Source organism: Marinovum sp. (genome assembly GCF_048263515.1).
Lineage (GTDB): Bacteria > Pseudomonadota > Alphaproteobacteria > Rhodobacterales > Rhodobacteraceae > Marinovum.
In genome coordinates, this window is sequence record NZ_JBLXEC010000008.1 from 71,370 (window position 1) to 93,693 (window position 22,324).

General features: G+C 67.1%; 23 protein-coding genes. 8 read left to right on the top strand and 15 right to left on the bottom strand.

Annotated features, from left to right (window positions below; translation table 11 throughout):
* Positions 1-84 precede the first annotated feature (84 nt).
* Positions 85-1,488: a 3-isopropylmalate dehydratase large subunit gene (gene leuC, locus ACN0SE_RS09810; RefSeq protein ID WP_417524332.1), complete on the bottom strand. Its 1,404-nt coding sequence runs from the start codon at positions 1,486-1,488 to the stop codon at positions 85-87.
* Positions 1,489-1,743: 255 nt separating this feature from the next.
* Here leuC and ACN0SE_RS09815 point away from each other — a divergent pair, with 255 nt between their 5' ends.
* The 4 genes from ACN0SE_RS09815 (at position 1,744) to rlmH (ending at position 4,635) form a co-directional block, all read left to right on the top strand.
* A complete protein-coding gene (locus tag ACN0SE_RS09815; RefSeq protein WP_417524333.1) occupies positions 1,744-1,905 on the top strand; it encodes a hypothetical protein in 162 nt (53 codons plus the stop codon).
* 381 nt (positions 1,906-2,286) lie between these two features.
* The gene (locus tag ACN0SE_RS09820) at positions 2,287-3,642 is read left to right on the top strand and encodes a mechanosensitive ion channel family protein (protein WP_417524334.1); all 1,356 of its coding nucleotides are present in this window, start codon (positions 2,287-2,289) and stop codon (positions 3,640-3,642) included.
* Positions 3,643-3,705: 63 nt separating this feature from the next.
* Positions 3,706-4,155 (top strand): ribosome silencing factor, encoded by a 450-nt coding sequence (rsfS, locus tag ACN0SE_RS09825; RefSeq protein WP_417524335.1) that lies wholly within the window; start codon positions 3,706-3,708, stop codon positions 4,153-4,155.
* Between the two features lie 9 nt (positions 4,156-4,164).
* Positions 4,165-4,635, top strand: coding sequence for a 23S rRNA (pseudouridine(1915)-N(3))-methyltransferase RlmH (rlmH, locus tag ACN0SE_RS09830; RefSeq protein WP_417524336.1), 471 nt, complete (start codon positions 4,165-4,167; stop codon positions 4,633-4,635).
* A gap of 243 nt (positions 4,636-4,878) precedes the next feature.
* Here rlmH and rsmD read toward each other — a convergent pair whose 3' ends face one another.
* Both rsmD and ACN0SE_RS09840 read right to left on the bottom strand, forming a co-directional pair.
* Positions 4,879-5,442: a 16S rRNA (guanine(966)-N(2))-methyltransferase RsmD gene (gene rsmD, locus ACN0SE_RS09835; RefSeq protein WP_417524337.1), complete on the bottom strand. Its 564-nt coding sequence runs from the start codon at positions 5,440-5,442 to the stop codon at positions 4,879-4,881.
* Positions 5,439-6,647 (bottom strand): NAD(P)/FAD-dependent oxidoreductase, encoded by a 1,209-nt coding sequence (locus tag ACN0SE_RS09840; protein ID WP_417524338.1) that lies wholly within the window; start codon positions 6,645-6,647, stop codon positions 5,439-5,441. The genes rsmD and ACN0SE_RS09840 overlap by 4 nt, the downstream gene beginning before the upstream one ends.
* A 99-nt stretch (positions 6,648-6,746) precedes the next feature.
* Between ACN0SE_RS09840 and ACN0SE_RS09845 the strand changes: the two genes are divergently transcribed.
* A complete protein-coding gene (locus ACN0SE_RS09845) occupies positions 6,747-7,235 on the top strand; it encodes a peroxiredoxin (protein WP_417524339.1) in 489 nt (162 codons plus the stop codon).
* 348 nt (positions 7,236-7,583) lie between these two features.
* On the opposite strand, the gene ACN0SE_RS09850 is transcribed toward ACN0SE_RS09845, so the two are convergent.
* From ACN0SE_RS09850 to ACN0SE_RS09875, 6 genes are all read right to left on the bottom strand, one after another.
* On the bottom strand, positions 7,584-7,880 hold the full coding sequence (locus tag ACN0SE_RS09850; RefSeq protein ID WP_417524340.1) for a 4a-hydroxytetrahydrobiopterin dehydratase: 297 nt from the start codon (positions 7,878-7,880) through the stop codon (positions 7,584-7,586).
* Positions 7,877-9,064, bottom strand: coding sequence for a GNAT family N-acetyltransferase (locus tag ACN0SE_RS09855; protein ID WP_417524341.1), 1,188 nt, complete (start codon positions 9,062-9,064; stop codon positions 7,877-7,879). Before ACN0SE_RS09855 ends, ACN0SE_RS09850 begins: the two co-directional genes overlap by 4 nt.
* A 49-nt stretch (positions 9,065-9,113) precedes the next feature.
* Positions 9,114-9,866, bottom strand: coding sequence for a glycerophosphodiester phosphodiesterase family protein (locus tag ACN0SE_RS09860; protein ID WP_417524342.1), 753 nt, complete (start codon positions 9,864-9,866; stop codon positions 9,114-9,116).
* Positions 9,863-10,327 (bottom strand): RidA family protein, encoded by a 465-nt coding sequence (locus ACN0SE_RS09865; RefSeq protein ID WP_417524343.1) that lies wholly within the window; start codon positions 10,325-10,327, stop codon positions 9,863-9,865. Before ACN0SE_RS09865 ends, ACN0SE_RS09860 begins: the two co-directional genes overlap by 4 nt.
* 66 nt (positions 10,328-10,393) lie before the next feature.
* A complete protein-coding gene (locus ACN0SE_RS09870; protein WP_417524344.1) occupies positions 10,394-11,695 on the bottom strand; it encodes an HlyD family type I secretion periplasmic adaptor subunit in 1,302 nt (433 codons plus the stop codon).
* Positions 11,692-13,416: a type I secretion system permease/ATPase gene (locus ACN0SE_RS09875; RefSeq protein ID WP_417524345.1), complete on the bottom strand. Its 1,725-nt coding sequence runs from the start codon at positions 13,414-13,416 to the stop codon at positions 11,692-11,694. The genes ACN0SE_RS09870 and ACN0SE_RS09875 overlap by 4 nt, the downstream gene beginning before the upstream one ends.
* Positions 13,417-13,661: 245 nt before the next feature.
* Here ACN0SE_RS09875 and ACN0SE_RS09880 point away from each other — a divergent pair, with 245 nt between their 5' ends.
* The gene (locus ACN0SE_RS09880) at positions 13,662-14,228 is read left to right on the top strand and encodes an MlaC/ttg2D family ABC transporter substrate-binding protein (RefSeq protein WP_417524346.1); all 567 of its coding nucleotides are present in this window, start codon (positions 13,662-13,664) and stop codon (positions 14,226-14,228) included.
* Positions 14,229-14,234: 6 nt separating this feature from the next.
* On the opposite strand, the gene ACN0SE_RS09885 is transcribed toward ACN0SE_RS09880, so the two are convergent.
* The 4 genes from ACN0SE_RS09885 to ACN0SE_RS09900 all read right to left on the bottom strand — a co-directional run bounded on the left by ACN0SE_RS09885 (position 14,235) and on the right by ACN0SE_RS09900 (position 17,549).
* Positions 14,235-14,558 carry a DUF3775 domain-containing protein gene (locus ACN0SE_RS09885; RefSeq protein ID WP_417524347.1) on the bottom strand — a complete coding sequence of 108 codons (324 nt, stop codon included), beginning with the start codon at positions 14,556-14,558 and terminating at the stop codon, positions 14,235-14,237.
* A gap of 63 nt (positions 14,559-14,621) precedes the next feature.
* Complete coding sequence (locus ACN0SE_RS09890; RefSeq protein ID WP_417524348.1) at positions 14,622-15,353, bottom strand: SDR family NAD(P)-dependent oxidoreductase; 732 nt, start codon at positions 15,351-15,353, stop codon at positions 14,622-14,624.
* A gap of 142 nt (positions 15,354-15,495) precedes the next feature.
* A complete protein-coding gene (locus tag ACN0SE_RS09895) occupies positions 15,496-16,254 on the bottom strand; it encodes a DUF1365 domain-containing protein (RefSeq protein ID WP_417524349.1) in 759 nt (252 codons plus the stop codon).
* Positions 16,251-17,549: an NAD(P)/FAD-dependent oxidoreductase gene (locus ACN0SE_RS09900; protein WP_417524350.1), complete on the bottom strand. Its 1,299-nt coding sequence runs from the start codon at positions 17,547-17,549 to the stop codon at positions 16,251-16,253. Before ACN0SE_RS09900 ends, ACN0SE_RS09895 begins: the two co-directional genes overlap by 4 nt.
* Before the next feature lie 238 nt (positions 17,550-17,787).
* Here ACN0SE_RS09900 and ACN0SE_RS09905 point away from each other — a divergent pair, with 238 nt between their 5' ends.
* Positions 17,788-18,333, top strand: coding sequence for a sigma-70 family RNA polymerase sigma factor (locus ACN0SE_RS09905; RefSeq protein WP_417524351.1), 546 nt, complete (start codon positions 17,788-17,790; stop codon positions 18,331-18,333).
* Between the two features lie 7 nt (positions 18,334-18,340).
* Positions 18,341-18,985, top strand: a complete 645-nt coding sequence (locus ACN0SE_RS09910) for a ChrR family anti-sigma-E factor (protein WP_417524352.1) — start codon at positions 18,341-18,343, stop codon at positions 18,983-18,985.
* A 154-nt stretch (positions 18,986-19,139) separates the two neighbouring features.
* Here ACN0SE_RS09910 and ACN0SE_RS09915 read toward each other — a convergent pair whose 3' ends face one another.
* Both ACN0SE_RS09915 and mutL read right to left on the bottom strand, forming a co-directional pair.
* The gene (locus tag ACN0SE_RS09915; protein WP_417524353.1) at positions 19,140-20,306 is read right to left on the bottom strand and encodes a DNA recombination protein RmuC; all 1,167 of its coding nucleotides are present in this window, start codon (positions 20,304-20,306) and stop codon (positions 19,140-19,142) included.
* Complete coding sequence (mutL, locus tag ACN0SE_RS09920) at positions 20,303-22,171, bottom strand: DNA mismatch repair endonuclease MutL (protein WP_417524354.1); 1,869 nt, start codon at positions 22,169-22,171, stop codon at positions 20,303-20,305. The genes ACN0SE_RS09915 and mutL overlap by 4 nt, the downstream gene beginning before the upstream one ends.
* Positions 22,172-22,324 lie beyond the last annotated feature (153 nt).

Genomic DNA, 22,324 nt, shown 5'->3' on the forward strand with positions numbered 1-22,324 from the left:
TTGGTCCTTTCGACCGGGGTGCTCCTCCGTCCCTGCGGGCCGTCCTCGCGAGGACGACCGGGCACGGGCGGAGGAGCGGCCCGGTTACATCATCTCGCGCACGTCGGTCAGGCGGCCGGTCACGGCGGCGGCGGCGGCCATCGCCGGCGACACCAGGTGGGTGCGGCCCTTGTAGCCCTGACGGCCCTCGAAGTTGCGGTTCGAGGTCGAGGCGCAGCGTTCCCCCTCGGCCAGCTGGTCGGGGTTCATCGCCAGGCACATCGAGCAGCCCGCCATGCGCCATTCGAACCCGGCGTCCTTGAAGATGTCGGCCAGGCCTTCTTCCTCGGCCTGGGCGCGGACGAGGCCGGAGCCCGGAACCACCATGGCCCGCATGCCGTCCTTGATCTTCTTGCCCTTGAGGATCTGGGCTGCCGCGCGCAGGTCCTCGATCCGGCCGTTGGTGCAGGAGCCGATGAAGACCGTGTCGATCTCGATATCGGTCAGCGCCTGGCCGGGCTTGAGACCCATGTAGTCGAGCGAGCGGCGCGCCGCTTCGACCTTGCCGCCCTTGAAGTCCTCGGGCGCCGGCACCTTGGCGGTGATCGGCAGCACATCCTCGGGCGAGGTGCCCCAGGTCACGACCGGGGCGATATCCTCGGCCGCGATGGTGATCACCTTGTCCCAATGGGCGTCGTCATCGGAATAGAGCGTCTTCCACCAGTTCAGAGCCGCTTCCCACTGCGCGCCCTTCGGCGCATGCGGACGACCCTTGATGTATTCATAGGTGGTTTCGTCGGGCGCGATCAGGCCGGCGCGGGCGCCGCCTTCGATCGCCATGTTGCAGACGGTCATCCGGCCTTCCATCGACAGATCGCGGATCGCTTCGCCGCAATATTCGATGACATAGCCGGTGCCGCCGGCGGTACCGGTCTTGCCGATCACCGACAGGGTGATGTCCTTGGCGGTCACACCGGGGCGCAGCTTGCCGGTGATCTCGACCTTCATGTTCTTGGACTTCTTCTGGATCAGCGTCTGGGTGGCGAGCACGTGCTCGACCTCGGAGGTGCCGATGCCATGCGCCAGCGCGCCAAAGGCGCCGTGGGTCGCGGTGTGGCTGTCACCGCAGACCACGGTCATGCCGGGCAGGGTCCAGCCTTGCTCGGGGCCGACGATGTGCACGATGCCCTGGCGGACATCCGACACCGGGTAGTAATGCACGCCGAATTCCTTGGCATTGCGGTCGAGCGCGTCGACCTGGATGCGGCTTTCCTCATTGTCGATGCCGTTGACCCGATCCTCGGTGGTGGGGACGTTGTGGTCCGGCACGGCGATGGTCTTCTCGGGGGCATGCACCTTGCGACCGGCAAGACGCAGGCCTTCGAAGGCCTGCGGGCTGGTCACCTCGTGCACGAGGTGGCGGTCGATGTAGAGCAGACAAGTACCGTCTTCGGCTTCATGCGCGACATGCGCATCCCAGATCTTGTCATAGAGCGTTTTGGGGGACATGGCTGGTCCTCTCCCGTTCAATTGGTCACGATTTCAGGGCGGATTGGCAAAAGGCCGCTTATAGCCGGGCGAGGACCGTAAAGGTCGCACCGAAGAACCGCTCGCGCAGGCGGGCGCGGTCTTGAATATCCGTCAGCATTTGCATAGCTGGCCCTTTACAGGCTGGTCGAGATTCTCGCAAGCCTTGGCAGTGAACTGCCGCAAAACGTGATCCCCTGACAGCAACAGACCGGGCGTGGTGAGAAAGAAGTTTCGATGAGCAAGTTGAGCGTGATCTATGTGGCCCTGTGCGCCGCGGTTCTGGCCGCGGGGCTGGCCGTGCAATCGGTGCAGGGCGGCGCGACACCTTCGCCCACGGGCTTTTCCGACACGCATTTCCGGGCGATGATCGAGGCGACGGGCCAGGGGCCGCACTAGGGGGTGCGCACAAGCAGCGCCGGGCCGCGGCGGCGATCCTCGGCTGGTTCGGCAGCGCTTTATCTCTGCCAGGTCCGAAGATGATCTGACCGACGCGCTTGTGCTTGACCAATCGCCGTGCCGAGGCTGCAGGACACAAGCCGCGCATCGACGGGCCGCGGTGCGGCGATCCGCCGGCAGGTCGTCAGTGCTTTATCCCGGCCAAATCCGTAGAAGAGTTGATCGACGCGCCTGGGCCAGACCAATCGCCGTGCCGATGAGGCGGCCCGGCGATGCGCGGCGGCCTGTGGCCGCTGTTAACGCGCGGGGCACTGGCCCCCAGAACCCTTGTCTGCCACCCCATCCCGGTGCAAGCTGAGCTTGTCCCCTACAGGAGCACCGATGGACCCTCAGACCGACCCCGTCAACGCATTGGCCATGCTCCAGGACGTGATCACCAATGCGCGTGCCTGGGGCGAGTTCTACTTCAACATGCTCCTGCGCCCCTGGATCCGCTACCAGGTGTTCATCGCCATCGCCCTGATGGCCCTCGCCTGGGGCGCTGGCAGCCTGGCGCGGCCACGGCTGCACGACTGGATGCGGGCCCGCGAAGGCTGGCCGCGCTGGCGGATGCGGGTGCTGGTGATCGTGCACCGACGGCTCAGGATGATCTTCTTCGTCGTGCTGATGTGGATCGCCGTGCTGGTGATGCGCGAACTGACCTGGCCCTCACGCTCCTATCTACTTGCGATCTTTGCCAATCTCGCCGCGGCCTGGCTCTTTGTCGTCTTTGCCACCCGGCTGATCGACAACCCGCTCTTGCGCACCACCGTACGCTACGGCGCATGGATCTGGGTCACCCTGTCGATCCTCGGCATGACCGAGGACACCCAGCGGCTGCTCGAAAGCATGGCAATCACGCTGGGTGACATGCGGCTCTCGGCCTGGCTGGTGGTGCAGGCGCTGGTGATCCTGACGGTGACCATCGCGCTGGCGCGCTTCATCGCCAAGACCACCACGGCCCGCATCCGCAGCAACGAGGACATTTCGCCCTCGATGCAGGTGCTGGCGGTCAAGTTCCTGCAGGTGCTGCTTTACGGGTCGGCCTTCTTCATCGGGCTCAACATGGTGGGGGTCGATCTCACCGGTCTCGCGGTGCTCTCGGGCGCGATCGGCGTCGGGCTGGGCTTCGGCCTGCAGAAGGTGGTGTCGAACCTCGTCTCGGGGATCATCATCCTGCTCGACAAGTCGATCAAGCCGGGCGACGTCATCAGCCTGGGCGAGACCTTCGGCTGGATCAACGCGCTTGGCGCGCGCTACGTCAGCGTCGTCACCCGCGACGGCAAGGAATACCTGATCCCCAACGAGGACCTGATCACCGGGCAGGTGGTGAACTGGTCGCATTCCTCGGATTTCGTCCGGCTCGACATCTTCTTCGGCACCTCCTACGACGACGATCCGCATGCGGTGCGGCGTCTCGCCATCGCCGCGGCCTCCGAGGTGAAACGGGTGCTGGCCCATCCCAAGACGCCGGTCTGCCACATCGTCGGCTTCGGCGACAGCTCGGTCGACTACATCCTGCGCTTCTGGATCAAGGACCCGACCGGCGGCCTGACCAACATCCGCGGCGATGTGTACCTTGCGCTCTGGGATGCTTTCAAGGAAAACGGCATCTCGATTCCCTTCCCGCAGCGCGAGGTGCGGATGCTCGGAGATGCGGCAAAGGCGGCCGAAACCGGCGGCTTGTTGCAACCCTGAGACCGGATTCATTGAATTGTCACCTCTGAATTGCTAAATTGAGGGCACGTCAGGCGCCGGGCGATGCGGCGCAGAACCAAGGAGGACCACGTCCTGACTCTTACCATTGCGGCGAATTCCGCCGTTCAAGGCGCGCCCCGTTCGGGCCATCATGCGGAAGTCACCAGCGAAGAGCTGCTTTCGCAAATTCTGACCTCTCTTTCCGACAGCAAGGCCGAGGACATCGTGGAGATCGATCTCCGCGGCAAGACCGCCATGGGCGATTACATGGTGATCTGCTCGGGCCGTTCGTCGCGCCAGGTCGCGGCGATCTCGGAAAAGCTTGTCGACATGCTCAAGGCTGATCTCGGCCGTGGCGCCAAGACCGAGGGCAAGGAAACCGGCGACTGGGTGTTGATCGACACCGGTGACGTGATCGTTCACGTCTTCCGTCCCGAGGTGCGCGAATTCTACCAGCTGGAGAAGATGTGGATGCCCACGGGCGAAGCCACATCGCGGCCCTCGGGCCACTGATCCAGCCGGATGCGTGTGCATGTATGCGCGGTGGGCCGCCTCAGGGCGGGCCCCGAGAAAACGTTGATCGACGACTATGTCACGCGCTTTGACAGAACCGGCCGGGCCCTTGGATTGGGCCCTCTGAGCCTGCACGAAGTCGAAGACCGCAAGGGCGGCGGCATGTCAGCCGAAGCCGCCCTGCTGCGCCGGGCCCTGCCCGAGGGCGCAGTCAAGGTCGCGCTCGACGAGCGCGGCAAGCTGATGACCTCTCCCGCCTTTGCAGATGTTCTGGCGCGCCACCGCGACGATGGCCGGGGCGACCTCGCGCTGATCATCGGCGGGGCCGACGGCATCGACCCGGGCCTGCGCGCCGAATGCGACATGTCGCTGTCCTTCGGCAAGATGGTCTGGCCACATATGCTGGTGCGGGTGATGCTGAGCGAACAGCTCTATCGCGCCGCCTCGATCCTTGCGGGCGCGCCCTATCACCGGGTGTGACGCCGCCATCACTGGCAGGGCAGCTTCACCGAAGGGTTTCGTCAAAGTTGTGCGTGAGGGATGACCACCCAAGTCGTGGCCACGGCGGCCTCATCAGCTTAACCGCAATTGCTTGCGGCCCGTGCGCAGCCGATGGGCGCCGTGGCATGCCGTGCTGCGGCCCGTCGGGCCGCCGTGAGGGTGGTCGTATGCAAGACCGCTTCAACATGCCACATTTCGGCTGTCACCGCAATGCCACAACTCTCAGTTTAATGGCTCCAAAACGCTGATAATTGTATCACCGTACTTGCGGGTCTCGAGCAGGTCGAAGCCTTCGGGTGCCACCTGCGCGCTGCTTTCCTCCCAGACGATCAGCGCCTCGGGCGCAATCCAGCCGCCGGCCCGGGCCGAGGCCAGCGCCGCCGTGCCCAACGCCTTGCCATAAGGCGGGTCGAGGAAGATCAGATCGAAGGGCGCGCCGTCGTTCGCCGGCAGCCGCGTGGCATTGCAGGCCATCAGCCGCGCGCGGTCGGTTTCCCGCAGCAGGGCGATATTGGCGCGGATCAGCTTCTGCGCCTTGCGCCCGTCATCGACAAACACCACCTCGGCCGCTCCGCGCGACAGCGCCTCGAGCCCCAGCGCGCCGGTGCCGGCAAAGAGGTCGAGCACCCGGGTCTCGTTGAACGGCGCGCCGAAGCGGCCACCGCCCAGCATCGAGAACAGGCTCTCGCGCACCCGGTCGGTGGTGGGGCGCAGATGCGCCCCGGCGTCGCCCTTGCCCACCGGGGTCAGCGCCCGTCCGCGGTGCTCTCCGGCAATGATCCTCACCGCTTCAACAGCGCCTTGAGCTCGGCATCGGGGGTATGCACCTCGTCGCGGGTCACGGACTTGCCGGCCTCGATCAACCGCTTGGCCACCATGTAGCCGCGCGCGTCGTTCATCGCATCGACCGCCACCAACTGATCCCCGTGGAAATACCAGAACGACTTGCGGCCATCCTCGCCGTGGCGGGTCTCGACATGGTCATACCCCTTGTTGAGCCCGGCGATCTGTAACTTGCAGTCGTATTGATCAGACCAGAACCAAGGCGTCGCCACATAGTCGACCGCGCCGCCCATCATGTTCTGCGCCACCACCTCGGCCTGGTCGATGGCATTGGGCACGCTCTCCAGCCGGATACGCTCGCCGCGATAGGGGAAAGAGGCGCAATCCCCCGCCGCAAAGACATCCGGCGCCGAGGTGCGGCCCTGCGCGTCGGTCCTGATGCCGTTGTCGAGCGCGATCCCCGCCGCCTCGGCCAGTTCCGTGGCCGGCACGATGCCGACGCCGACGACCACCATGTCGGCGGCGATCTCGCTGCCGTCGGTCAGCCTGGCCCCCGAGACCTTGTCCTCGCCCAGCAGCCGCTCGAGCCCGACGCCCTCGCGGATGTCGACGCCATGGCTTCTATGCAACTCGCGGAAGTGATCCGAGGTCTCCTTCGCCGCCACCCGTTGCAGGATGCGCTCGGCCATCTCGACCAGCGTCACCTGCATACCCTTTTTGGCCGCCACCGCCGCCGCCTCGAGCCCGATATACCCGCCACCGATGATCAGCGCTTTGGCGCCTTGGCGCACCTGCGGCTCCATCGCGTCGACATCGGCCAGGGTGCGGACGACAAAGACGTTCTCCAGATCGCCACCAATCGCCGCCGGCAAGCGGCGCGGATGCGAGCCGGTGCAGAGCGCCAGCTTGTCATAGCTCAGCACCTCGTCGCCCAGCGATATCGTCCTGGCCTCGGTGTCGATCGCCGTGACCCTGGTGTTCAGCCGCAGGGTGATGTTCAGATCGTCGTAGAACTGCGCCGGCCGCAGATAGAGCCGCTCCTGCGCCATCTCGCCCAGCAGATAGGCCTTGGACAGCGGCGGCCGCTCGTAGGGCGGCACCGGCTCTTCCCCGATCAGGGTGATCTCGCCCTCGAAACCGCTGTTGCGCAGCTTGGCAACCAGCGAGGCGCCGGCCTGCCCGCCTCCGACCACGATGAAATGCGCCATGGGTCTCCTTTCGAGGGGATGGTGAAATTATCGCTGGTTCTTGCTGCGCCAGACCCTATATCGCCCCCTGAGGCGAACGCAATTCCATAGGACGGACATATGACGATTTCCCCCGGCGACACCCTGCCCACGGCCAACCTGCTGCACATCGGCGCCGAAGGGCCCGAACCCGTCGATCTCGGCACGCGGTTCAAGGGCCGCAAGGTGGTGATCTTCGGTCTGCCGGGTGCCTTCACCCGCACCTGTTCGGCGGCGCATGTGCCGAGCTTCATCCGCACCAAGGCGGGGTTCGAGGCCAAGGGCGTGGACGACATCATCTGCGTCGCGGTCAACGATCCCTTCGTGATGCATGCCTGGGGCGAAAGCAGCGGCGCCCATGCCGCCGGTCTGACCTTCCTCGCCGATGCCGGGGCCGAGTTCACCAAGGCGATCGGCATGGATTTCACCGCGCCTGCAGTGGGCTTCTACGACCGCTCGGTGCGCTATGCGCTTTATGCCGAGGACGGCGTGGTCAAGGTGCTGCACCGCGAAGAGAGCCCTGGCGTCTGCGAAGCCTCCGCCGGCGAGGCTTTGCTGGAGGCGATCTGACGGGTTGGGTCGTGCGACGGACCTGGTCCGGAGCCTCGGGGTCTCACGAGAGTACTCGAGATGATCTATGTGCCAACGCAGCCCCGGACCTGATCCGGGGCCTCATGGCAGACGGTGAGGTCCCGGCGCAAGGCCGGGACGGCGTTACGAGTGGGCCGAACCTTCACTATTTAGAAAGCATCGACCTCCCCGCCTACACGCCCCGGACCCGATCCGGGGCCTCATGGCTAACGGTGAGGTCCCGGCGCGAGGCCGGGACGGCGTTATGAGTGGGCCGAACCGTCGCTATCTAGAAAGCATCGCCCCCCCCCCGCCTACACGTCCCGGCGCAGGACCGAGCCGCCAGCCCTACTCCGCCAGCTGGTCCATCTTCCGCGCGAGTTTCACGTCGAGCGAGGACAGCCCGCCGACGTCATGGGTGGTCAGCACCACCTCGACCGTCTTGTAGACATTCGACCACTCCGGGTGGTGGTTCCACTTCTCGGCATAGATCGCCACCCGCGTCATCCAGCCAAAGGCGTCGATGAAGTCCTGGAACTCGAAGGTCTTGCAGATCGCATCGCGGCTGTCGTCGACGGTCCAGCCCTTGTCGATCAGCGGCGCCAGCATGGTCTTGCGCCCGGTGTCGGACAATTTCTCGCTCATTGCTGTTCCTCCTGTTGGTCGCGCCGGAACGGGCCGTAGCTTGTCAAAACCTCGATATCCTCGTCGATCGCCGCGCGCTCTGCCTCAAGATAGCGCGAAATCGCCTCGGCAAAGCCCCGGTCAGCCACCCAGTGCAGCGAATGGCAGGGCACCGGCAGATATCCGCGCGCCAGCTTGTGCTCGCCCTGCGCCCCGGCCTCGACCCGTGCCAGCCCGTGTCGGATGGCGAAATCTATGGCCTGATAGTAACACGCTTCGAAGTGCAGGCAGGGGTGATCCTCGATACAGCCCCAGTAGCGGCCATAAAGCACCTCGCGCCCGATGAAGTTCAGCGCCCCCGCCACCGGTCTGCCGCCCCGCTCGGCCAACACCAGCGCGATGTCGTCGCGCAGCACCTCGTGGGCGATGTCAAAGAACGCCCGCGTCAGGTAGGGCGTGCCCCATTTGCGGCTGCCGGTGTCCTGATAGAACACCCAGAAGGCATCCCAATGCTCAAGCTCGAACTGATCGCCGGTCAGCGTGCGGATCGTGCCGCCAAAGCCCTGCGCGCGACTCCGCTCCTTGCGGATGGTCTTGCGCTTGCGTGACGACAACGCGGCGAGGAAGCCGTCGAAATCGGCATAACCGTGGTTTTCCCAGTGAAACTGCTGGGTCTGCCGGCGCAACAGGCCCATCTTCTCGCCAGCCTCGGCCTCTTCCCCGGTGCAGAAGGTCACATGCAGCGACGACAGACCGTTGTTGGCTGCCAGCTTGATCGCGCCCTGCACCAGCGCCGAGGCACCGATCTCCTCGAACCCCGGCCGGGTCAGGAACCGGCGGCCTGTGGCAGGCGTAAAGGGCACCGCGATCTGCAGCTTGGGGTAATAGTCGCCGCCGGCCTGTTCATAGGCATGCGCCCAGTTATGGTCGAAGATGTATTCGCCCTGGCTGTGGCTCTTGGCGTAAAGCGGCGCGCAGGCGATCACCTCGCCGCCCAGCCGCGCGGTCAGATAGGTCGGCTGCCAGCCGGTGCCCCGCCCGACCGAGCCGCTGTCCTCCAGCGCGTGAAGAAACCGATAGGTGGTGAAGGGATCGAACGGCCGACCGCCATCCGTCACCTCGGGGCAGGCGCAGGCATCCCATGTGGCCGCGCCGATCTCGGCGATCCGGTCATGGGTCTGTATCTCGATCTGGGTTTCGCGCATCTCACCTGCCCTGGGGTCCCTCAGAGACTTGGCGTCCCCTGCCCCGCATTCAAGGCAAATACTGCTCGAAGGTGATATTGCAGGCCAGCTTGCGCGCCTCTGCCTCCTGGGCAGGCGTGCGCACCGTCCAGCAGAGCACCGGAATGCCGCGGTCGCGCAGCGCCGCCACCGGGGCCGCGGCCAGATCGGTGATCTGGTGGCTGATGAAGCAGGCGCCGACCCGGTCGAAATCGGGGATCTCGCGAAGATGGGCGCGCGTCGCCTCGGTCAGCTCGGGCCAGTCGGCCTCGGGGTAGGCGCAGGTGGTCAGACCGCGCGGCACATTTGGCGCCAGCCGCGCCATTTCGGCCATGGAATGCGGGTTGAAGGACATCACCGCCACAGGGCCATCATAGCCCGCAAGCGCCTGTGCCGTGGCCTCTTCCAACGGGCCCACATCGGGGCCCATGCCGCCATCCTGATCCTTGATCTCGACCAGCAGCGGCACCTGGCCGTCGACAATCTCCAGCACCTCGGTAAACGTCGGGATGCCCTCGTCGCCGCCGGTCAGGGTGATCCCTCCCAGCGCCGCTGCGTCGTGGTCGCCGATGCGCCCGCGCGCGCCCGTCAGCCGGTCGAGCACATAGTCGTGGAACACCATCGCCCGGCCATCGGCGCTGCGCTGCAGGTCGATCTCGATGCCATAGCCCCGCGCAATCGCCGCGCGGATCGCGGCGCGCGAGTTCTCGGGCCGCCCGTTGCGGCGGTCATGCAGCGCGCGGTGGGCGATCGGGCGGTGCTGAAAGGCGGCGGGCAAGGTCATGCGATCTCGAAGATGCCTTCGATCTCGACCGCCACGCCCAGGGGCAACGACGCGGCCGAAACCGCCGAGCGGGCATGCCGGCCGGCGTCGCCCAGAACCTCGACCATCAGGTCCGAGGCGCCGTTGATCACCTTGGGCTGGTCGGTGAATTCGGGCGTGGAATTGACGAAACCGGTCAGCTTGACCACCCGCTTGAGCCGCCCGAGATCGCCCTCGCAGGCGGCGCGCACCTGGGCCAGCAGGCTGAGCGCGCAGGCCTGTGCCGCCGCCGCGCCCTGGGCCACCTCGAGCTCCTGCCCCAGCTTGCCGAGGATCAACCCGTCAGGGCCGGAGGAAATCTGGCCCGAGACATAGAGCGTGTCGCCGGAGCGCACGAAGGGCACGTAGTTTGCCGCCGGCGCCGGCGCGTCCGGCAGGGTCAGGCCCAGCTCCTTGAGGCGGGCTTCTATCGGGTTGTCCATTGGTCACCTCCTGAAATTTGTGGCGACGCTAGAGCGGCCCCGCGCCGGGGGCAAGCCCGTTCCGCCCTAGCTTTCGCGCATCGCGCGGGCGAGGTAATCGGCCAGCGGCTTGAGGAGGTAGACCAGCGGCGAGCGTGCCTCGGTGCGCAGGAAGGCCTCGACCGGCATGCCGGGGATCAGCGCGGTGCCTTCGGGCAGCTTGGCGATTTCGCCGGGCCGCAGCACGATCTCGGCACGGTAATAGGGCTGGCGGCTGACCTCGTCGACAAAGGCGTCGCCCGAAATCTTGACCACCTCGCCGTAGATCTCCGGCGTCTCGCGCTGGCTCAGCGAGGTCAGGCGCAGCATCACCTCCTGGCCGACGTGCACCTCGTCGATGTTGATCGGCGCGACGCGGGCGGCGATCACCGCAGGCCGGTCGCGCGGCACCAGGAACATCAGCGGTTCGGCGGGGCGGATCACCGCGCCCTTGCCGAAGACCGCGAGGTCATAGACCGCACCGGCCACCGGTGCGCGGATCTCCATCCGGCCCAGCCGGTCGCGCAGCGCGGTGACCTCTTCGGCCAGCTCCCACTCGCGCACCCGCAGGTCGCGCAGCTGGGTGATCGCCTCTTCCCGCAGCCGCGAGCCGATCGACAGGATGGTGATGTCGATCTCGGCGATCCGGGTCAGCGCCTGCGCCTTCTGCGCCGTCAGCTCGCCCGCCAGTCCCTGCAGCTCGGCCCGCTGCCGCTGCACCGCCAGCACCCGCGAAGCCTGGGCCAGTTTCTTGTCGAGCAGGGTCTGCTGGTTCTTCAACTCCTCGTCGATCAGCGCGCGCCGCTCGTCGAGCGCCTCTTGCTGCGCTTCGATCCCCTCGATCTGCACCGCGATCTGCCGCGATTGCGACCGCAGCCGGTCGATCTCGCTTTCGGTCGATTCGGCACGGGCCTGGAACAGCCGGGTCTGCCCGGCGATCATCTCGGCCACCGAGGGAAACTCGGCCGCAGCGGCCAGCAGGCGGGGGTCGTAGTCCGGGGCCTCGGCACCGTCGCGCTCGGCCTCGAGCCGGCCGCGCCGCGCCATGATCTCGTGCATCTGGTCCTCGGCGATGGTCAGCTTGCCCCGGATCAGCGCCGGGTCGAGCCTGAGCAGCACCTCGTCGGCGCCGACGATATCGCCCTCGCCCACCAGCAGGTCCGACACCGTGCCGCCATCGGTGTGCTGGATCGCCTGACGGTTCTGGTGCACCTCGACCTGGCCCGAGGCGATCACCGCGCCGGTGATCCGGCTCAGCGCCGCCCAGCTGCCGAACCCGCCGATCAGCGCCACCAGCGCCAGAACGCCGAGAAACAGCGGCGTGCGGACGGAGAATTCCTGACGGCTCATTGCACCCCTCCCGGCCCGGCCTGGCGAATCTGCGCGGCATTCTGCACCGTTTTCTTCAGCACTTCGTCGCGCGGGCCAAAGGCCACGCGGGCACCGTGATCGAGCACCAGCAGCAGGTCGCATTCCTGGATCGCCGCCGGTCGATGCGCCATGATCAGCACCGCACCGCCCCGCGCCTTGACCGCGCGGATCGCAGCGTTGACCGCAGCGCTGCCTTCGTTGTCGAGATTGGAGTTGGGCTCGTCGAGCACCAGAATTTCGGGGCTGCTGTAGAGCGCCCGCGCCAGCCCGATGCGCTGCATCTGGCCGCCCGACAGCCGCCCGCCATGGGCGTCGATCACCGTGTCATAGCCCTGCGGCAACTTCAGGATCAGTTCATGCGCCGCCGCCATCTGCGCCGCCTCGACCACCTTCTGCGCATCCGGCTCCGGCTCGAGCCGGGCGATGTTCTCGGCAATAGTACCGTCGAACAGCTCGACCTTCTGCGGCAGGTAACCGATGTATTGCCCCAGTTTCTCGGGCGGATATTGATCGAGCGTTGCGCCGTCGAGGCGGATGCGCCCCGAGGCCGGCGGCCAGAGGCCGGTGAGCGCCCGCGCCAGGGTGGATTTGCCGGCGCCCGACGGCCCGATCACGCCCAGCGCCTGCCCCGGACGTATGTCGAAAGAGATCATCCGCAGCGCCGCCTGCCGCTCGGTCGGCGGGATGATCGTCAGCTGCTGCACCTCGAGATGCGCCTTGGGGCGGGGCAGCTCCATGCGTTGTTTCTCCGGCGGGGTCGAACCCAGGAGCAGCGCCAGCGCCTGCCAGCCCTGCCGCGCCCGTTGCGCCACACCCCACTGGCCGATCAGCAGTTCGATCGGCGCGAGCGCCCGACCCAGCAGGATCGAGCCGGCGATCATCGCCCCGGCCGAGAGCTCGCCGCGCAGCACCAGCCAGGCGCCGAGACCCAGCATCGCCGATTGCAGTAAGAGCCGCAGCGCCCGGGTCAGGGCGGTGAAGCCGCCGCTGACATCAGAGCTGCTGATCTGGCCATCGAGTGCCTGCCGCCGCGCGCCTTTCCAGCGGGCCAGCGCCGCCTTGTGCATGCCCATGGCATGCACCATCTCGGCCTCGTCGCGCATCCGGCTGGCCACCGCCTCGGACTTGTGCGCCGCGCGGCCATGGGCCTGTACCGGCGCCTTCTGCATCTGCTGCGAGATCAGCGCGATCACCACCAGCAACGCGCCGCCGCCCAGCGCCAGCAACCCGAGGAAGGGATGGAAGATCGCGATCCCGGCCAGAAAGAACGGCGTCCACGGCAGATCGAACAGCGCGATCAGCACCGGCGAGGTCAGGAACCGCTGCACCGATTCCAGATCGCGCAGCCCGGTGGCCGAGCTTTCATCCGACCGCGCCGCCGCACGCCGCAGGCTGGCATTGAACACCCGGTCATCCAGCCGCGACTGGAACCGCGCGCCGACCCGCGCCATGATCCGGCCACGGACGAAATCCAGCAGGCCCATCATCGTGTAGAGAAAGATCACCAGCGCCGAGAGCGCCACCAGCGTGGCCTCCGACCGGCTCGACAGCACCCGGTCATAGACCTGCAGCATGTAAAGCGGCCCGGTCAGCATCAGCAGGTTGGCGAAAAAGCTGAACAGGGCGACGGCCCAGTAGAGCCCGCGGCTCTCGCGGCGCACCTTGCGCAATTCGCTCAACCCGGCGTCGCGTGCTTGCATGGATGGTCACTCGCTCTTGTTCGTCTGCCCGGCGCGGGGCCGGACCGGGGCCAGACTGCCCCGGCAGGTCGGTTTGCGCCAGTGTCACCCGAAGGCCACAGCATGGCCCGGCGACGGCACTGGCGGTGGGATAGGTCCCTGAATAGACTAAATGACCAGAGACTACATAGCGATTATTGCAAAGCCTTTGAGATTGCCTCTTTGATGCGGTTTTGCATCCCCGATGCTGCAAGGAGACCCCTGACATGTTGCGGAGACAGTTCCTCACGACCGCCGCGGCGGTGGCGCTCTACTTCGCCGCCCGCCCTGCCCTTGCCCTGACGATGGACAACGCCAAGGCGCTGGTCGATGCGCTGGTGGCGGATATCGCCAGGGCCTCGGGCACCGCCGACTTCGAGGGCCTGTTCAAACGCTACGCCGATGTGCCGGGCATTGCGGGCTATGTTCTGGGGCTCGATGGTCGCAACGCCAGCGCGGCGCAGAAGCGCGATTTTCAAGAGGCCTTTACCGGCTATGTCGCGCGCAAGTACGGCCCCCGACTGCGCGATTTCACCGGCGGGCGCATCGAGGTGACCGAGGTGCGGCAGGTCAAGAGCTTCCACGAGGTGTCCTGCAGCGCGCATCTGCCCGGCGCGGCCCCGCAGGCGCTGGATTTCACCGTGTCCGACGCCGGCGGGCGCGAGTTGATCTTCAACCTGAAGATCGGCGGCGTGAACCTGCTGCTGACCGAACGCACCGAGATCGGCTCGATGATCGACCGGCGCGGTGGCGATCTCGATGCGATGATCGCGGATCTGCGCGGCGCCGGCTGAGCCGGCCTAGCGGCCCATCACATCCTCTTCGGTCTCGGAGGCCGAAATGCCCAGCGCCTCGAGCCCGGTTTCCAGATGGTCGGGCAGATGTGGCGTGCCCAGCAGGTAATCGGCGGTGGGCGTCGTCGCCTCATCGCGGGCAGTGGCGATGGCCTCGTCAAGCTCGGCGGCGTCGAAACTGCCGCGCCCGATCCACATCACCGCCACCAGCGAGGTCAGCTCTTCCTCCGTCAGCCGATCAAGAAAGCCGCGCAACTCGCCCTCAGCGCGGCCCAGCTCGCGCGCCATGACGATGACCTGCGCCACCTTGTAGCCTGAAATTTCCAGCATCTCGCGTCTCCTTTTGCGGTGTCGTCACAGACTTGTCGCGCGGATCCGATGCCGTCCTTGATCTTACGCAAACAGCCGGTAATAGAGCCCGTCGGGCAGGAATTTCCCCAAGCGGAAGAGCCAGGCGAAGGGCGCGGGAAAGCTCTTGGCGAACCCGTCGGAGTTCATGTGCTCGAAGATCGCGCGGGCCGCGGCCTCTGGCTCCATCAGCGCCGGCATCTTGAAATCGTTCTTGTCGGTCAGCCGGGTGCGGATGAAGCCGGGGTTGACCAGCTGCACCTTGACGCCGGTGCCGCTCAGATCGGCATGCAGCGCTTCGGCCATGGCCATGACACCGGCCTTGGAGGCAGCATAGCCGGTGGCCCCCGGCAGCCCGCGATAGCCGGCGAGCGAGCCGGTCATGACGATATGGCCGCTGCCGCGCGCCACCATGCCCGGCACCACCTGCCCCAGCACACGCGCCGCACCGGTGAAGTTCACGTCGCACATTGCGGTGACCTGCTCGGGGTTCCAGTCCTGCGCCGCCTGCGGCCAGTAGACGCCCGCCAGATAGACCAGCCCGTCGATCTCGCCGGCCTCGGCGGCGGCGCGGGCCACGGCCTCGTCATCGGTGACGTCACAGGGAAGCACCTGCGCCCGGCCCGGAAGTTCCTGCGCCAGCCCGGTCAGCCGATCCTCGCTGCGCGCCGACAGGATGACCTGCGCGCCGGCCCGGCTGAGCTTTTGCGCCAGCGCCCGGCCGAGGCCTTCGCTTGCGCCCACGATCCAATAGCGTTTTCCTACGAAATCCGTCATCTTGCCTCCTGAGAGCCGACCGGCGCGGAACGCGGCGGGCCTAATTTGCGAAAATCAATTGCCGAGGATGATCGCGCCAACGGGGGCGGGATACAAGCGGCTGCTGTGGCAGAGATAGAACGCGGCCCGCCGGTCGCCAGCCCTAGCGGCTGACCTCATGGCCCGGCGCCTCCGGCCGGCGGCGATAGGTTGCGCCCTTCCACCAGAGTTTGAGCGCCTGCCAGTGGATCAGCGCCCGCACCCGCCGCGCGCCAAACGGGCGGCGCAGGCAGAACCGCAGGATCGCCGCATCGGTCAGGGGTTTGCGCGGTCCGGTCAGCGTCGCGGTGACCCCGCCGCCCGCCCCGGTGCCGAGGTCGATCCAGATGCCGATGCGGTCGTCGCGGATGTCGAAGCGGAAGATGTATTGCCCCGCCACCGGCTGAAACGGCGAGACATGCAGTATCTTCTGCGCCGTGATGCGGTCGTCAGCCGTGAGGGGCGAAAGGTCGGGTTTGTGGCAGAGGTAGCAATGCCGGTCGCCGAAGGTATTGGTCACCTCGGCAATCACCGCGCAAAGCCGGTCGCGGCCGTCATGGATCAGCCAGAAGCTCACCGGGTTGAACACATGCCCCAGCACGCGCGGCTGCGCCAGCAGAAGCACCGGGCCAGTCAGTGCCAGATTGTAGCGCGCCAGCACTTCGCGCACCCAGGCAGCCCCGCGCCCGGCCTTGGGCGCGCCGCCATGGTCGCTGTCATGCAAGGAGGTCAGCCCGGCACGGTTGCGACCAAAGAGGCGCAGCCCGGGCACATCCGCCTCGGCATCCAGCAGCACGTAGTCGACCCCGTAACGAAAGCTGTTCTCGACCGCGCCCTTGCGCCCGTGCCAGGTGTGACCGGCGATATGGTCGATGCCCGTCATTCCGCCGCCACCATGACCCGCGGCTGCGCCACCATGCGTTCGGCCACGTCTGCCGCGCTGGCCAGACCGTCCTCGTGAAAGCCGTTCTTCATCCAGGCGCCGCAATACCAGGTCCGCCGTGCGCCGTTGAAGCCCGCCACCGCGCCCTGCGCCTGCAGCGCGGCCAGGTCATAGACCGGATGACGCAGGGTCACCTGATCATAGATCAGCTCTTCGCGGATCGGTTTGCGGGCGTTCAGGGTGACGAACATCGGGTCATTCGCCGGGATCGGCTGCAGCTTGTTCATCCAGTAGGTCAGGTCGATCCGTCCGTCGCGCGCCTTGGGGCCTTCGGTGTAGTTCCAGGACGACCAGCAACCCCGCCGCTTGGGCATGGCGCGGGGATCGGCATGCAGGGTGATCTCGTTCGGCTGGTAACCGATGGCGCCCAGTGCGCGGGTCTCTTCCGGCGCGGGATCGGCCAGCAGCCTGAGACTGTCGTCGGAATGGGTGGCCATGACCAGCTCGTCAAAGACCTCCCAGCCGCGGCCCGGCGTCTTGACCTCGACCCGGTCGGCAAAGCGCCGCACCGACTGCACCGGCGCCTTGACCCGCAGGTCGACCAGCCGCCGGCGCAGGCTGGTTTCCAGCCGCCGGACATATTCCACCGAGCCGCCCTGCACCGTGTACCATTGATGCTGGCCGGTGTGGCTGAGCAGCGCGTGGTTTTCGAAGAACTGGATCAGCGCCTGCGCCGGGAACTGCATGATCTGCTCTGGCGGGGTCGACCAGATCGCCCCCGAAAGCGGCAGCAGATAATAGTCGCGGAACCAGTCGCCGGTGCCCAGCTCAGCGAGGAAATCGCCCAGCGGCTGGTGCCGATCGCGCGCGGTTTCGAGCGCGCGGGCGTTGAAGCGCAGGATATCGCGGATCATTCCGAGGAAGCGCGGATTGAACATGTTGCGGCGCTGGCTGAACACCGCCTTGAGGTTTTCCAGCCCGTATTCCATCTCGCCGCCGCGAAGGCTGGCGGCGAAGCTCATGTTGCTCTTCGCCACAGGAACGTCGAGCTCATGGAACAACGCGGCCAACCGCGGATAATTGGCGTAGTTGAAGACGATGAAGCCGGTGTCGACCGGCTGTTGGCCGCTTTGCCCCGCCAGCACCGTGCGGGCGTGTCCCCCCAGGCGCGGCCCGGCCTCGAAGAGCGTCACCTCGGCACTGTCGGCGAGGAAATGCGCAGCCCCGAGGCCCGAGATGCCTCCGCCGATGACGGCAATCCTGCGGCGGTAGGGATCGGTAGGGTCGAACGGCATCTGGATATCCTGTCGGGCTGTGGCGTTTTGCTCTTGGTCATCGGTGTCTACGGCCGGGCACCGCAACCGGATGAAAAAGAATTCCGGCATTTCCGGTGATCCGTTTGCCCGGCACCGCCGTACCCCTGTCATGCTGAGCGCAACAAACACCCATCAGGCGGGTGACATTCCGCCGCTTTCCCCGTTTTATGTGCCGGGGGGCTGTGCCCCCGTGAGGCAGAGGAACCAGGGCAAAGAGATGAAAGCTGCGCCAGCGCGGGCCGACTGGGTCGCCCATGTCATCCGCATTCGCGACGCGCGGGACGAGACGGCCTTTGCCGAGCTCTTTGCGCACTTCGCGCCGCGGGTGAAAGCCTTCCTGATGCGCTCCGGCGGCGATCCGGTGATCGCCGAGGAATGCGCCCAGGAGGTGATGGTCACCCTCTGGCAAAAGGCGCATCTATTCGATCCCTCACGCGCCAGCGTTGCCACATGGATTTTCACCATCGCGCGCAACAAGCGCATCGACGTGCTGCGCCGCCAACGCCGGCCCGAGCCGGAAGAGCTGACCTGGGGCCCCGGGGCAGAGCCCGACCAGGCCGATGTGCTGGCGCTGCAGCAGGAGAGCCAACAGTTGAGACAAGCCATTGCCGGCCTGCCCGAGAAGCAACGCGCGCTGATCCAGCAGGCCTATTTCGGCGAGATGAGCCACGGCGAGATCGCCGAGGCCACCGGCCTGCCGCTCGGCACGATCAAATCCCGCATCCGACTGGCGCTCGACCGGCTGCGCCATGCCATGAAGTGACCAAGCCATGACCGACGAGATCACCCACCACCTGACCGACGCGCTGCTGATGGCCTATTCCGCAGGCAGCCTGCCAGAGGCCTTCAACCTCGCCGTGGCGACCCATGTGTCGATGTGCGACGCCTGCCGCGCCGCCGTCGAGAGCTATGACGCCCTGGGCGGGACGGTGCTGGCCGAGGTCGAAAGCGCCGAGATGCGCCCCGACGCCCTGGCCTCGGCCTTGGCGCTGATCCACGCCGCGCCAGAGGCCGCGCAAAGGGTGTCTGCTGCCAGCGACGTCCCCGGGCCGCTGGCCGGCTACATCGGCGGCAGCTTGTCAGAGGTGAAATGGCGCCCGGTCGGCATGGGGGTCCGGCAGGCGGTGCTCAAGACCTCGTCAGAGGCCACCGCGCGGCTGCTCTACATCCCGGCGGGCGCGGCGATGCCCGACCATGGCCACAAGGGGCTGGAGCTGACGTTGGTGCTGCGGGGGGCGTTCTACGACGAGGCCGCGCGTTTCGGCCCCGGCGATGTCGAGGTCGCCACCGAAGCCGACGAACACACGCCGATTGCCGATATCGGCGAGGATTGCATCTGCCTCGCGGTGACCGACGCCCCGCTCAGGTTCCGCGGCTGGCTGCCCCGGCTGGTGCAGCCGTTCCTCGGGATTTGAGGTAGGGCTACCGCTTTGCGCTGCGCCGTCCCGGACCTCACGTAGGGTGGGTCTGTGACCCAGCGAGGCGGGCCGGTCGTCGGGGGCGGTGGGTCACAGACCCACCCTACGCACGAACCAGGGCTTTGCCATCACGCCAACCATGAGGGCCCGATCACGTCCGCGGCAAAGGCACCACGTTCTCACCACCCTCCGGCGCGATCTCCTCGAAGTCAAAATTGTCGAGCCGCCGCGCCCGGCGACCGGCCTTGTCGGCGCTGATCTTGATCTCGGAGATATCCTTGGCCGCCTGACCGAAATGCCGGTCGAGGTTCTCGACCCGCGTGCCCAGCCGCTCGACATCGGCAAAGAGCAGCCCCAGCTCGCGGCGGATCGCCCCGGCCTGTTCGCGCATCCGGGCGTCCTTGAGAATCGCGCGCATGGTGTTGAGCGTCGCCATGCAAGTCGTTGGCGAGACGATCCAGACCCGGGCGGCAAAGCCCTCGCGCACCACCTCGGGGAAATTGGCGTGCAGCTCGGCGTAGATCGCCTCTGACGGCAGGAACATCAGCGCGCCCTCGGCGGTCTCGCCGTCGAGGATATAGCGCTCGGCAATGTCGCGGATGTGCTTGCACAGAGACTGCCGCAGCATCTGCGCGGCGCGCTGCGCGCGTTCGGGACTGTCGGCGCGGCGCAGGGCCTCATAGGCCTCGAGCGGGAACTTCGAGTCGACGGCAATCGGCCCCGGCGGGTTGGGCAGGTGGATCAGGCAATCGACCCGCCGGCCATTCGAAAGCGTCGCCTGCAGGGTGTAGCTGTCCGAGGGCAGCGCCTTGGTGACGATGTCGTTAAGCTGGATTTCCCCGAAGGCGCCGCGCGTCTGCTTGTTCGAGAGGATATCCTGCAGCGACAGCACGTCGCCAGACAGCTTGGTGATATTGTCCTGCGCCTTGTCGATGGCCGAGAGCCGCTCCTGCAGTTCTCCCAGGCTCTTGGCGGTGCGCCGGGCCGAACCGTGCAGGTTCTCCTGCATCTGCTGCTGCACCTGCCCCAGTCGCTGCTCCATCAGCTGCAGCATCTTGATCTGGCTCTGCGCCTGCGCCTCGGACACGTGATGCAGCCCGCCGGCCAGCCGCTCCTGCCCCTCGCCCAGGCTCTGCACCCGGTGGCCCAGCATGCCCATCTGCTGCGCCAGCGGCTCGGCCAGCCGGGCCGAGCGCGCGGCGGCGCGGGCGGTGGAGACCAGCAGCCAGAGCACCAGCAGCAGGAAGGCCGCAGCGGCCAGCAGCGCCAGGACCTGCGGGTCGTCCAGCGCCAGTACGGTGTCGCCGAGCTGGATCATGTGCGGCCGAAAAGCCGCTCGATGTCGGAGAGCCTGAGCTCCACATAGGTCGGCCGGCCGTGGTTGCATTGGCCGGAATGCGGCGTCGCCTCCATCTCGCGCAGGAGGGCGTTCATCTCGTCCGCCTGCATCCGGCGGCCCGAGCGGATCGAGCCATGACAGGCGACGCGGCTGAGGATGGCGTCGATGCGCTCGCGCAGCTGGGCGGATTGGCCGAGGTCATGCAACTCGTCGAGGATGTCGCGGAGCAGCGCCTCGGCATTGACCTCGCCGAGGATCGCCGGGGTTTCGCGCACGGCGACAGCGCCGCCGCCGAAAGGCTCGAGCGTCAGGCCCAGCTCGGAAAGCGTGTCGGCATGTTCCAGCAGCAGCGCGCAATCGGTGTCGGAGAGCTCGACCACCTCGGGGATCAGCAGCGCCTGGGCGGCGATGCCGTTTTCCGCCGCCTGGCGCTTCAGCCGCTCGTAGACCAGCCGCTCATGCGCGGCGTGCTGGTCGACGATGACGATGCCGGTCTCGGTCTGGGCGACGATGTAGTTCTCGTGCAGCTGCGCGCGGGCGGCGCCCAGCGGATGATGCGGCACCGGCTCTTCAAGCTCGTGCGGGCTCTCCTCGCGCATGGGCGCAGGCTCGACCCTGGCGCTGTAGCTCTGCGCCATTTCGGCAAAGCCGGGGCTCTGCGCCTGATAGGCGGCCTGGCGCGCCGCCGGGCCGGGGCGGTCGAGGCGCGGACGGTCCATCTGGTAGACCCGGGGCTCGGTCTGCTCCGGTCGCATGGCGCCCAGCGTCGCGCCGGCAACGGTGGTCGAGGCGCGGTGGCCGGCATTGGCCAGCGCATGCCGCAGGCCCGAGACGATGAGGCCGCGGGCGAGGCCGGGGTCGCGAAAGCGCACTTCGGATTTGGCGGGGTGCACGTTGACGTCGACCAGATGCGGATCGCAATCGACAAAAAGCGCCACCGCCGGGTGCCGGTCGCGCGACAGGAAATCGGCATAGGCGCCGCGCAGCGCGCCGTAGAACAGCTTGTCGCGGACCGGGCGACCGTTGACGAACATGTATTGCGCGACGGCCGAGCCGCGCGAATAGGTCGGCAGCGCGGCAAAGCCGGTGAGATGCAGCCCGTCACGTTCGGCATCGAGCGGCACGGCGTTCTCGGTGAACTCGCGCCCGAGGATCTGGCTGAGCCGGCCGTTCAGGGCATCGAAGAGCTCGCCCGACTGCGGCTCGGCGCGGAAGCTGACCCGCTCCTGCTGGCCGGTGACATCGCGCAGGAGGAAGCCGACGAAGGGCTCGGCCATCGCCAGCCGCTTGACGACGTCGGAGATCGCCTGGGTCTCGGCCCGGTCCGAGCGCAGGAACTTGAGCCGAGCCGGGGTGGCGAAGAAAAGGTCGCGCAGCTCGACGGTGGTGCCACGGTTGCAGGCCGCGGGTTTGACCGGCCCCTGGTCGCCACCTTCGACATGGATCACCGCGGCCTCCTGAGCGCCCGCGCGCGAGGTGATTGTGAGCCGGCCCACCGCGCCCAGCGAGGGCAGCGCCTCGCCGCGGAAACCGAAGGAATGGATGTCGAGCAGGTCGGAACCGTCGATCTTGGAGGTGGCGTGGCGAGACAGCGCGAGGGGCAGTTGGTCGGGCGTCATGCCGCAGCCGTTGTCGCGGACCCGGATCAGGCTCTTGCCGCCGGCGGCGATGTCGATCTCGATCCGCGTGGCGCCGGCGTCGAGGGCGTTTTCGACCAGCTCCTTGACGGCAGAGGCCGGGCGTTCGACCACTTCTCCAGCGGCAATGCGGTTGACCGCCGCGTCGTCGAGCTGGCGGATCTCTGGCGCGTCTCTGTCGCGGATATTGGGGGGCTGGTCCTTCATACCCCAAAACCTAGCATGAGGGCATTTGATTCTGCGAGGGGGGAATGTGGGGGTTGGGTGCTGCCGTGGGGTCTTGTGTCACGTGCGCGTTAACAGCGGCCAGAGGCCGCCGCGCATCGCCGGGCCGCCTCCACGGCGCGGCGATTTGGCCGA